Genomic DNA, 10,254 nt, shown 5'->3' with positions numbered 1-10,254 from the left:
ACCGCTCCCGGCCTGCCTGCACGCCGCGATCGATGCCTTTGCCGGCGCGCCTGACTGCCGCCGCAAGGTGATCGACGTTTCGGGCGACGGCACCCCCGAATTCCGGCGGGTCGCCCGCCGCCGCGCGGCAGCGCGCCGAGCGCGCGGGAATCACCGTCAACGCGCTGGCGATCGAGGCGCCGGGCCACGGGCTCGCGGTGAGCAATTTCTTTCGCCGCGCACTGATCACCCGCGATGGCTTTGTCATGACCGCGCGCGGCCACCGCGCTTATGCCGAGACGCTGCGCCGCAAGATCCTGCGCGAGATCTCCCGCGTGACCGGCTGAGACGGATCGCCCGGATGCGTCATGACACCGTTACAAAGCCCGGTCAAAGCACGCCCATGCCTACGTTCTCCCGTCTCTTCAGCGCGTTCGGCCGGATCGGCCTGCTCAGCTTCGGCGGCCCCGCCGCGCAGATCGGTCTCATGCATCGCGTCCTCGTCGAAGAGCGCGGCTGGCTCACCGAGAAGCAGTTCCTCTCGGCGCTGAGCTTTTGCATGCTGCTGCCGGGGCCGGAAGCCATGCAGCTGGCCACCTATGCCGGCTGGCGCCTGCGCGGCACGCCGGGCGGACTGCTTGCCGGGGCGCTTTTCGTACTGCCCGGCGCGCTGGTGATCGCGGCGCTGGCGGCGCTCTACGCCGCGTTCGGGACCGCGCCGCAAACCGAGGCGCTGTTGCTCGGCGTGAAGGCCACGGTGATCGTGATCGTGGTGCAGGCGCTGATGCGGCTCTGGGCCAAGGCGCTTTCGGGGCGCGCCGCGATGGGTCTCGCCGGGTTCGCCTTCGCTGCGCTCTACCTCTTTGCCACGCCGTTCCCGGTGGTCATCGCGGCAGCCGGGCTCTGGGGCTGGCTTACCGGTCGGGCCGCGGCAGAGGAGTCCGCTCCGCCGCCCGCACATGCCGCGCCACCCCTGCCCCGGATCGCGCTCTGGGGCGCGCTCTGGCTGCTGCCTTTGCCGCTGCTATGGCTGGCGGGCGAGACCCTGCTCTTCGAGCTTGGCGTGTTCTTCGCCAAGCTCGCGGTGGTCTCCTTTGGTGGCGCCTACGCGGTGCTGGCATGGATGGCGCAGGAGGTGGTGCAGATTCGCGGCTGGCTGACGCCCGAGCAGATGGTCGACGCGCTGGGGCTTGCCGAGACCACGCCGGGGCCGCTGATTCTCGTCACCCAATTCACCGGGCAGCTGATCGGGCACGAGGCGGGCGGCTGGGGGCTGGCGCTGGCGGCGTCCCTGCTGACCCTTTGGATGACCTTCCTGCCCTGCTTCCTGTGGATCTTCGCCTTTGCCCCGCATCTCGAGCGGCTTCTGGCCCGGCCGCGCCTGCAGGGCGCGCTTTCGGCGATCACCGCCGCGGTGCTCGGCGTCATCGCCAACCTGTCGCTTTGGTTCGCCCTGCACGTCCTGTTTTCCGACACGGTCACCGCACCCGCACCGCTCACCGCGACACTGCCGCTCCCCTCGAGCCTGCGCCCCGAGGCGGTTTTTCTCGTCGCCCTCGCCGCGCTGCTGATGCTGAAACTCAAGCGCTCCGTGCCGCTCACGCTGGCGCTCACCGCCCTTGCGGGCTGGGCCCTCGGCCAGCTGCTGCCCTGACGTACAGCGCCGCTGCAGAGCGGGCGCCAGCGTTGCAACTCGGAACACCTGCTTGCATTTTCCTGCCGCAGAGGCTTTTCCTCGCTGCCAGATCGAATAAGGTACCCAGAAAGACCACAAGGAATTGTGCCATGTCCGGCGGCATCGACTACGGCAATCTCATGCATCGCGCCATGCGCGGCCTGATTCACGACGTCCTCACGGATGTCGCCGAGCGAGGGCTTCCCGGCGAACATCATTTCTTCATCACCTTCGACACCCAGTACCCGGATGTCGAACTGGCCGACTGGCTGTCGGACCGCTATCCCGGCGAGATGACCGTGGTGCTGCAGCACCGCTTCGACGATCTCGAGGTCGGCGAGGATGGCTTTGCCGTGACGCTGAGCTTCGGCGAGGCGCCCGAGCGACTCTATATCCCCTATCACGCGATCAAGACCTTCGTGGATCCGTCCGTCGAGTTTGGCCTGCGTTTCGAGACCCAGGAGGATTCGGACGAGGATGACGAGGACGAGGATGATCCGACCCCGCCCGAGGGCGGCCCGGAGCGTCCCTCGGATGGGCAGCATGACGCCGAGGTCGTGCGACTCGATTCCTTCCGCAAGCAGTGATCCCGGCGGCCGGGTCCGCTCGCGACCCGGATGTTAACGGTATCCCTTGGTATGCAGCCTTGCCTTTCCCGAGCCACGGGGTAAGAGATTGCGCGACCGCGTTCCAAAGGAGGTTCCCGTGACCCAGACCCGCACCGAAACCGACAGCTTCGGCCCGCTCGAGGTTCCCGCAGACAAGTACTGGGGCGCGCAGACCCAGCGCTCGATCATGAACTTCCCGATCGGCTGGGAAAAGCAGCCGGTGCCGATCATCCGCGCGCTCGGCGTGGTGAAGAAGGCCTGCGCCATGGCCAACAAAGCCAACGGCGCGATGGAGGCCGAGATCGCCGACGCCATCATCGCCGCCGCCGGCGAGGTGATCGACGGCAAGTTCGACGACAACTTCCCTCTCGTTGTCTGGCAGACCGGCTCGGGCACCCAGTCGAACATGAACGCCAACGAGGTGATCTCGAACCGTGCCATCGAGATGCTGGGCGGCGAGATGGGCTCGAAAAAGCCCGTCCACCCGAACGATCACTGCAACATGGGCCAGTCGTCGAACGACACTTTCCCGACGGCCATGCATGTGGGCATCGCCATGCAGGCGCGCGACGTGCTGCTGCCGGGGCTGGAGAAGCTCGCCGCCGCGCTGGAAGCCAAGCGAGACGCGTTCCAAGACATCATCAAGATCGGCCGCACCCACACCCAGGACGCTACGCCGCTGACCCTGGGCCAGGAGTTCTCGGGCTACGCGCACCAGGTCCGCAAGGGCATCGCCCGCATCGAGGCCTGCCTGCCCGACATCTACGAGCTGGCGCAGGGCGGCACCGCCGTGGGCACCGGGCTCAACACCAAGAAGGGCTGGGGCGAGGCCGTCGCCGCGAACATGGCCGAGATCACCGGCCTGCCCTTCGTCACCGCGCCCAACAAGTTCGAAGCCCTCGCCGCGCATGACGCCATGGTGATGTTCTCGGGCGCGCTCAAGACCGTGGCCGCGTCGCTGTTCAAGATCGCCAACGACATCCGTCTGCTGGGCTCCGGCCCGCGCTCGGGCCTTGGTGAGCTGATCCTGCCGGAGAACGAGCCCGGCTCCTCGATCATGCCCGGCAAGGTGAACCCGACCCAGGCCGAGGCTCTGACCATGGTCTGCGCCCATGTCATGGGCAACGACGCCGCCGTCGGCATGGCAGGCTCGCAAGGCCACTTCGAGCTCAACGTCTACAACCCGATGATGAGCTACAACGTGCTGCAATCGATGCAGCTTCTGGGCGACAGCGCCTCGGCCTTCACCGACAACATGGTGGTGGGCATCCAGGCCAACGAGGCCCGGATCGAGAAGCTGATGAAGGAATCGCTGATGCTGGTGACGGCACTGGCGCCGACCATCGGCTACGACAACGCCACCAAGGTCGCCAAGACCGCGCACAAGAACGGCACCACCCTGCGCGAGGAGGCCATCAACCTGGGCTTCGTCGACGAGGAGACCTTCGACCGCGTGGTGCGTCCCGAGCAGATGATCGGCCCCAAAGACTGATCCTCGGCAGCAGCCAAGACACTATTGAAGAGCGGGCTCCCGGGCCCGCTTTTTTCGTGCGCGCCACGGCACCGACCGAGGCGCAAAAATTTTATCTAAAATTTTTCCCCACCTAGCGACGGGAGGCGCGCGTCCCCGCGTATCACCTGTGAGGCGCGCCCCACCAGACCATCGGCATCACCCTGAAGGCCACCACTCACGGACGCGTCCCGCCGCGCTCCCGCCACGACCTGTCCCCTTGGAGTGGCGGGAGCTGGCAAATTCCCCCCGAAGTTGCAGGATCGGCCGTTGCGAAACGCACGTGCCGCGCTAAGTTTCGCAGCATGAGCAAAGTGATAAACCTCAACAAGGCCCGCAAGGCCCGTGACAAGGCCGACAAGCGCGCGACGGCGGACCGCAACGCCGCGCTGCACGGTCGCAGCAAGGCCGACAAGGCGCTCGACAAGAGCGTGACGGAGAGAGCCGAGCGGGATCTGGACGGGCACAGGCGCGACGAATGACCGGACGGCCGATCAAGCATTCGCTCAGCCTGCGCGGTCACCGCACCTCGGTTTCCCTTGAAGAGGCGTTCTGGAACGAATTCCGCGCCATCGCAAAGGCCGAGGGCAAGGCGCTCAACGCGCTCGCCGCCGAGATCGACGAGACCCGTGGACTGGAGGCCGGGTTGGCCTCGGCAATCCGGGTCTACGTGTTGAAATACGTGAAAGCCCGCACCAACGGATGAGCTGGGCAAATTTCTTAGTATAAGAAATTTGTGACGGTGAGACAGTTGCCGCCGTGGAAGACGAAGAAGGGCGCTCGATATCGGAGCGCCCTTTTCCATTACACCGATCGTTTGTGCGCCGGTCAGGCCTCCGCCAGCTTGCGCTCGCGCGCCTCGCGCAGCCGCGCGAAGTCGTCACCGGCGTGGTAGCTCGAGCGGGTCAGCGGCGTGGCAGAGACCATCAGGAAGCCCTTGCCATAGGCGTTCTTCTCGTAGGTCGCGAACTCGTCGGGCGTGACAAAACGATCGACCGCGTGGTGCTTTGGCGTCGGCTGCAGGTATTGGCCGATGGTCAGAAAATCGACGTCGGCCGCGCGCATGTCGTCCATCACCTGCCGCACGGACTGCGCGTCCTCGCCAAGGCCCACCATGATCCCCGACTTGGTGAAGATCGACGGGTCGATCTCCTTCACCCGCTGCAAGAGCCGCAGCGAATGGAAATACCGCGCGCCCGGGCGAACCTCGGGATAGAGCCCCGGAACGGTCTCGAGATTGTGGTTGAACACGTCCGGCTTGGCGCGCACCACCGTCTCGAGCACCTCGGGGGCGCATTTCAGGAAGTCCGGCGTCAGGATCTCGATCGTGGTGGCGGGCGAGCGGTGGCGGATCGCGCGAATGGTCTGGGCGAAATGCTCCGCCCCGCCATCCGCGAGATCGTCACGGTCGACCGAGGTGATCACCACGTGGTTCAGTCCCAGTTTCTGCACCGCATCGGCCACGCGCCCCGGTTCGAACACGTCGAGCGCGTCGGGCCGGCCGGTGGCGATGTTGCAGAACGAACAGCCACGGGTGCAGATATCCCCCATGATCATCATGGTCGCATGGCCCTGGTTCCAGCATTCGCCAGCATTCGGACATCCCGCCTCTTCGCAGACCGTGACGAGCTTGTGCTCGCGCATGATGCGATGGGTTTCCTGGTAGCCCTTGCCGGTCGGTGCCTTGACGCGGATCCAGTCCGGTTTCTTGGGCTGCGGATTGTCCTTGCGGTGCGCCTTTTCCGGGTGACGCTCGGTCGGGATCTTGATGTCGCGCAACGGTTCTTCCCCGCAATATCTTAAGACTTGTCGGGCAACATACAGCACTGCAGGGGGAGTTGCCAGTGCAGCCGGCGCACGCGCCGGTCTCGTATCCCCCTAGGTGCCGAGTGTTCCCCCTGCACCCCTGTGTCGTCGCGCGACCGGACAACGCGATTTCGGGCTGGACGGGCTTCGCGGCCTTGGATAGATCGGATCTCAGTGCGGGCGTGGCGGAATGGTAGACGCGTCGGATTCAAAATCCGATTTCCGAGAGGAAGTGTGGGTTCGAGCCCCACCGCCCGTACCACCTCTCTTACGATCACCTTCGGCGATCACCTCGCCAAAACGTGACAGCGCTTGTCCCGCCACGACGCCCTGCCGAACGGTGAAAAACGCGCCCCGAAAGGCGCGCCTGACCGGCCAGATGCCTACTCGCTGGTCTCGACGATCAGCAGTTCGCGCTCCGAGGCGCCGCGCGCATGGCTCAGCGCTTCCTGGTAGTCCGGCGAGTGGTAGCATGCCTCGGCGGCTTCGACGCTGTCGAACCTCGCCACCACGTTGCGCGGGCGCTCCTTGCCCTCGAGCTGGACGTAGCGGCCCGCACGGGCGATGAATTGCCCGCCGTGCTTGGCGATGGCCGGCCCGGCGAGCTTGGCATAGCGGCCATAGGCCTCTTCATCGGTGACCGTCACATGCGCGATCCACAGTGCAGGCATCTCAGACTCCTTCGACGATGACCACATCCCGCGTCGACGCCCGAAGGGCGATCGGCAGGATGCGCTGATATTCCGGAGAGTTGAACCAGCGCTCGGCGGCAGCGCGGCTCGGGAACTCGACGATGACATGGCGGCTCGGCGCCTCGCCCTCGATCACCTCCTGCGGTCCGCCCTTGACCAGGAACCGCCCGCCGAATTTCTCGGCGAGCGCCACGGTCTGGCCGGCATAGATCGCGTATTCCTCGGGATCGGTGACGTCGATGCGGGCGATCATGTAAGCGCTCATGCGATCACCCCACCAGCACGGCTTCCGCCGCCTTGATCGCCGCATCGGCCTCGGAGGCATCCTTTGCCCCGCCCTGCGCCATGTCGGGCCGGCCACCGCCGCCCTTGCCGCCAAGCGCCTCGACCGCCGCCTTCACCAGGTCGACCGCCGAATGGCTGCCGGTGAGGTCCTCGGTGACGCCGGCCGCCACGGCGACCTTGCCACCGGTATCGGCGATCAGCAGCACCGCGCCGGAGCCGAGCCGCGCCTTGTGCTCATCGATCAGCGGCGGCAGGTCCTTGCCCGAGACGCCGCTCAGCACCTGCGCCACGAAGGAGACACCGCCCACCTCGCGGGCCTCGGCCCCACCGCCCTGCCCGGCGCCGCCGGCCATGGCGAGATCCCGCCGCAGTTGTGCCACCTCGTTCTCGAGCTTGCGGCGCTCGTCGAGCAGCGCACCAACGCGCGAGACAGCCTCGGCGCCATGCGCCTTGAGCAACCCCTCGATCTCGCCAAGCGCCTTGTCGCGGCCTCGCAGCTCGGCCATCGCGGCCTCGCCGGTCAGCGCCTCGATCCGGCGCACGCCGGCCGCCGAGGCGGTTTCCGAGGTCAGCGCGAAGGTGCCGATATCGCCGGTCTGCGCCACGTGGGTGCCGCCGCAAAGCTCGATTGAGTAGGTCTGCCCATCGCCACCCTTGCCGGAGCCTGCCTCGGTGCCCATCGACACCACCCGAACCTCGTCGCCATACTTCTCGCCGAAGAGCGCCTGGGCGCCGAGAGCGCGGGCATCGTCAGGCGTCATGATGCGGGTGTTGACCGCCGAGTTCTGCCGGATGAAGGCGTTCACCTCGCGCTCGACCCGCGAGATCTCCTCGGGCGTCAGCGCCTTGGCATGGCTGAAGTCGAAGCGCAGCCGCTCCGGCGCGTTCAGCGAGCCGCGCTGAGCGACGTGATCGCCAAGCGCCCGGCGCAGCGCCTCGTGCAGCAGGTGCGTGGCCGAGTGGTTGGCGCGGATCTTGCCGCGGCGCGCGTGATCCACCTCGAGCGCCACCGCCTCGCCCTTGGCAAAACGGCCCTGCTTGATGGTGACCTGGTGGGCGAAAACCTTGCCGCCGCCCATCTTCTGGGTGTCGGTGACCTCGGCGAGGTCATGCTCGTCCTCGAGCCGGCGCATCCAGCCACTGTCGCCGACCTGGCCGCCGCTCTCACCGTAGAACGGCGTCTGGTTCATCACCACCCAACCGCTCTCACCGGCCTCGAGCGCCTCGACCTCGGCGCCATCCTTGACCAGCGCCAGCATCTGGCCCTCGGCGGTCTCGGTGTCGTAGCCGAGGAAATCCGTGGCGCCGTTGGCGTCGGCGATCTCGAACCAGATCGCAAGGTCCGCCGCCTCGCCCGAGCCCGACCACGCGGCGCGCGCCTTGGCCTTCTGCTCGGCCATGGCCTCGTCGAAACCGCCGGTGTCGACCTCGCGACCGCGCTCGCGCAGCGCATCCTGCGTCAGGTCGAGAGGGAAGCCATAGGTGTCGTAGAGCTTGAACGCCGCCTGACCGGGCAGCTTGGCGCCCTCGCCCAGCCCCACCAGCTCGTCATCGAGCAGCTTGAGGCCGCGATCGAGGGTCTGCTTGAAACGCGTCTCCTCGAGCTTCAACGTCTCCTCGATCAGCGGCTGGGCACGCACCAGCTCTGGGTAGGCCTGCCCCATCTGGCGCACCAGCGCCGGCACCAGCCGGTGCATGACTGGGTCCTTGGCACCCAGCATGTGGGCATGGCGCATGGCGCGGCGCATGATCCGGCGCAGCACGTAGCCGCGGCCATCGTTCGAGGGCATCACGCCGTCGGCGATCAGGAACGAGGTCGAACGCAGGTGGTCTGCGATGACCCGGTGATGGGTCTTGCCCGGCCCGTCAGGATCGCTCGAGGTGGCGTCGGCGGAGGCCTCGATCAACGCCCGGATCAGGTCGGTGGAATAATTGTCGTTGGTGCCCTGCAGCAGCGCCGCGACCCGCTCGATGCCCATGCCGGTGTCGATCGACTGCATGTCGAGCGCCCGCATCGAGCCGTCCTCGAACTGCTCGTTCTGCATGAAGACGAGGTTCCAGATCTCGACGAAGCGGTCGCCATCCTCTTCCGGCGAGCCCGGAGGGCCACCCCAGTACTTGTCGCCGTGATCGAAGAAGATCTCGGTGCAGGGGCCACAGGGGCCGGTCGGACCCATCATCCAGAAGTTGTCGGTGGTGTCGATGCGGATGATCCGGTCGTCCGGGACACCGGTCTTCTTCCAGATCTCGGCCGCCTCGTCGTCGGTGTGGTAGATCGTCACCAAGAGCCGCTCGGCGGGAATGTCGAGCTCGCGCGTCACCAGTTCCCAGGCAAAGGGGATGGCTTCCTTCTTGAAGTAATCCCCGAAGGAGAAGTTCCCCATCATCTCGAAGAAGGTGTGGTGGCGGGCGGTGTAGCCCACGTTGTCGAGATCGTTGTGCTTGCCGCCCGCACGGACGCATTTCTGCGCCGTGGTGGCGCGCTTGTAGTCGCGCGTCTCGACGCCGGTGAAGAGGTTCTTGAACTGCACCATGCCCGAGTTGGTAAACATGAGCGTGGGGTCGTTGCGCGGCACGAGCGGGCTCGAGGGCACCACCTGGTGGCCCTGCTTCTCGAAATAGCCCAGAAAGGTTGAGCGGATATCGTTCAGGCTCGGCATGGTCGTCCTTGTCTGGCTGGCATCTCAGAGGTTCGCGCAGGTGTATCGCCACGCCCGCCCCCTGTCCATAAGCCGCGACAGAAAAGCCGCCACCCCGCCCCGACCATCGCCTTCCGCCCCCCACGCGCCGGCCACCGCCTCCCGTCCCGGGCGCGCCGCCCCTCTCTCCCGCACCGCGCCCCCATCTTCTCCGGTTCGAAAAATACCTCGGGGTGAATGCCGCGCGCCCCGCGCGGCAGAGGGGCAGCGCCCCTCATCACAAACACAAAAAGAGGCGCTCCCGCAGGAGCGCCCCCGTTTGAAAACCGCATGCCCGAGGGCATGTGCCTGACCTCAGCTTTCCATCACGTCGTCGCCACCGTCCTCTTCGGACATGTGGAAATCGAGCCCGTGGGCGGCGCGGATCTTGTCCTCGATCTCGAGCGAAACGCGGCTGTTCTCGCGCAGGAAGGTCTTGGCGTTCTCGCGCCCCTGCCCGATGCGCTCGTCGCCGTAAGAGTACCAGGCGCCGGACTTGTCGACCACGCCAGCCTTGACGCCGAGGTCGAGCAGCTCGCCCATCTTCGAGATGCCCTCGCCATACATGATGTCGAACTCGACCTGCTTGAACGGCGGCGCCACCTTGTTCTTCACCACCTTGACGCGGGTCTGGTTGCCGACCACCTCGTCGCGGTCCTTGATGGCGCCGATGCGGCGGATGTCGAGGCGCACCGAGCTGTAGAACTTCAGCGCGTTGCCGCCGGTGGTGGTTTCCGGCGAGCCGAACATCACGCCGATCTTCATCCGGATCTGGTTGATGAAGATCACCATGCAGTTCGAGCGGCTGATCGAGCCGGTGAGCTTGCGCATCGCCTGACTCATCAGGCGGGCCTGCACGCCGACATTCGAATCTCCCATGTCGCCCTCGAGCTCGGATTTCGGCGTCAGTGCTGCCACCGAGTCGACCACCACCAAGCTGACCGCGCCCGAGCGCACAGCGTGTCGGTGATTTCGAGCGCCTGCTCGCAGTGTCGGGCTGCGAGATCAGCAGCTCGTCGAG

Annotated in this window: 11 protein-coding genes, 1 tRNA gene and 1 pseudogene; 7 read left to right on the top strand and 6 right to left on the bottom strand. The window is 66.5% G+C overall.

All coding sequences use genetic code 11. From position 1 onward, the window contains the following. Window positions 1–205 (bottom strand): hypothetical protein (locus R2601_RS27380; protein ID WP_254656056.1); only part of this gene is annotated, 205 nt, incomplete at its 3' end. Between R2601_RS27380 and R2601_RS27375 the strand changes: the two genes are divergently transcribed. The 6 genes from R2601_RS27375 to R2601_RS15360 all read left to right on the top strand — a co-directional run bounded on the left by R2601_RS27375 (window position 150) and on the right by R2601_RS15360 (window position 4,478). Continuing rightward, window positions 150–326 (top strand): DUF1194 domain-containing protein, encoded by a 177-nt coding sequence (locus tag R2601_RS27375; RefSeq protein WP_254656079.1) that lies wholly within the window; start codon window positions 150–152, stop codon window positions 324–326. The genes R2601_RS27380 and R2601_RS27375 overlap by 56 nt on opposite strands. A 56-nt stretch (window positions 327–382) precedes the next feature. Beyond that, window positions 383–1,633: a chromate efflux transporter gene (gene chrA / locus R2601_RS15380; RefSeq protein ID WP_007799956.1), complete on the top strand. Its 1,251-nt coding sequence runs from the start codon at window positions 383–385 to the stop codon at window positions 1,631–1,633. A gap of 131 nt (window positions 1,634–1,764) precedes the next feature. Beyond that, complete coding sequence (locus R2601_RS15375; RefSeq protein WP_007799955.1) at window positions 1,765–2,241, top strand: SspB family protein; 477 nt, start codon at window positions 1,765–1,767, stop codon at window positions 2,239–2,241. A 118-nt stretch (window positions 2,242–2,359) separates the two neighbouring features. Further along, complete coding sequence (gene fumC, locus R2601_RS15370; RefSeq protein WP_007799949.1) at window positions 2,360–3,754, top strand: class II fumarate hydratase; 1,395 nt, start codon at window positions 2,360–2,362, stop codon at window positions 3,752–3,754. A gap of 323 nt (window positions 3,755–4,077) precedes the next feature. After that, window positions 4,078–4,254: a DUF4169 family protein gene (locus R2601_RS15365; RefSeq protein WP_007799948.1), complete on the top strand. Its 177-nt coding sequence runs from the start codon at window positions 4,078–4,080 to the stop codon at window positions 4,252–4,254. After that, window positions 4,251–4,478: a ribbon-helix-helix domain-containing protein gene (locus R2601_RS15360; RefSeq protein ID WP_007799946.1), complete on the top strand. Its 228-nt coding sequence runs from the start codon at window positions 4,251–4,253 to the stop codon at window positions 4,476–4,478. Before R2601_RS15365 ends, R2601_RS15360 begins: the two co-directional genes overlap by 4 nt. Window positions 4,479–4,600: 122 nt before the next feature. Here R2601_RS15360 and lipA read toward each other — a convergent pair whose 3' ends face one another. Next, window positions 4,601–5,551: a lipoyl synthase gene (lipA, locus tag R2601_RS15355; RefSeq protein ID WP_007799944.1), complete on the bottom strand. Its 951-nt coding sequence runs from the start codon at window positions 5,549–5,551 to the stop codon at window positions 4,601–4,603. Window positions 5,552–5,754: 203 nt separating this feature from the next. Between lipA and R2601_RS15350 the strand changes: the two genes are divergently transcribed. Further along, window positions 5,755–5,840, top strand: a tRNA-Leu gene (locus tag R2601_RS15350). A gap of 121 nt (window positions 5,841–5,961) precedes the next feature. Here R2601_RS15350 and R2601_RS15345 read toward each other — a convergent pair. From R2601_RS15345 to recA, 4 genes and pseudogenes are all read right to left on the bottom strand, one after another. After that, window positions 5,962–6,249, bottom strand: a complete 288-nt coding sequence (locus R2601_RS15345; protein WP_007799943.1) for a DUF1330 domain-containing protein — start codon at window positions 6,247–6,249, stop codon at window positions 5,962–5,964. A gap of 1 nt (window position 6,250) precedes the next feature. Further along, window positions 6,251–6,535, bottom strand: coding sequence for a DUF1330 domain-containing protein (locus R2601_RS15340; protein ID WP_040544781.1), 285 nt, complete (start codon window positions 6,533–6,535; stop codon window positions 6,251–6,253). Window positions 6,536–6,539: 4 nt separating this feature from the next. Beyond that, window positions 6,540–9,215: an alanine--tRNA ligase gene (alaS, locus tag R2601_RS15335; protein WP_007799938.1), complete on the bottom strand. Its 2,676-nt coding sequence runs from the start codon at window positions 9,213–9,215 to the stop codon at window positions 6,540–6,542. Between the two features lie 333 nt (window positions 9,216–9,548). After that, a pseudogene (recA, locus tag R2601_RS15330) lies at window positions 9,549–10,254 on the bottom strand (recombinase RecA); the annotation flags it as partial.

The sequence above is a fragment of the Salipiger bermudensis HTCC2601 genome (genome assembly GCF_000153725.1).
Classification (GTDB): Bacteria; Pseudomonadota; Alphaproteobacteria; order Rhodobacterales; family Rhodobacteraceae; genus Salipiger; species Salipiger bermudensis.
Note: the sequence above shows the minus strand (reverse complement) of the source record. Positions and strands in the feature narration are given on the sequence as shown.

What these genes read in the sequence shown, in the direction of transcription:
- chrA (WP_007799956.1), top strand. Translation starts at nt 383, where the DNA reads ATGCCTACGTTCTCCCGTCTCTTCAGCGCGTTCGGCCGGATCGGCCTG.
- R2601_RS15375 (WP_007799955.1), top strand. Translation starts at nt 1,765, where the DNA reads ATGTCCGGCGGCATCGACTACGGCAATCTCATGCATCGCGCCATGCGC.
- R2601_RS15365 (WP_007799948.1), top strand. Translation starts at nt 4,078, where the DNA reads ATGAGCAAAGTGATAAACCTCAACAAGGCCCGCAAGGCCCGTGACAAG.
- R2601_RS15360 (WP_007799946.1), top strand. Translation starts at nt 4,251, where the DNA reads ATGACCGGACGGCCGATCAAGCATTCGCTCAGCCTGCGCGGTCACCGC.
- R2601_RS15345 (WP_007799943.1), bottom strand. Translation starts at nt 6,249, where the DNA reads ATGCCTGCACTGTGGATCGCGCATGTGACGGTCACCGATGAAGAGGCC.
- R2601_RS15340 (WP_040544781.1), bottom strand. Translation starts at nt 6,535, where the DNA reads ATGAGCGCTTACATGATCGCCCGCATCGACGTCACCGATCCCGAGGAA.
- alaS (WP_007799938.1), bottom strand. Translation starts at nt 9,215, where the DNA reads ATGCCGAGCCTGAACGATATCCGCTCAACCTTTCTGGGCTATTTCGAG.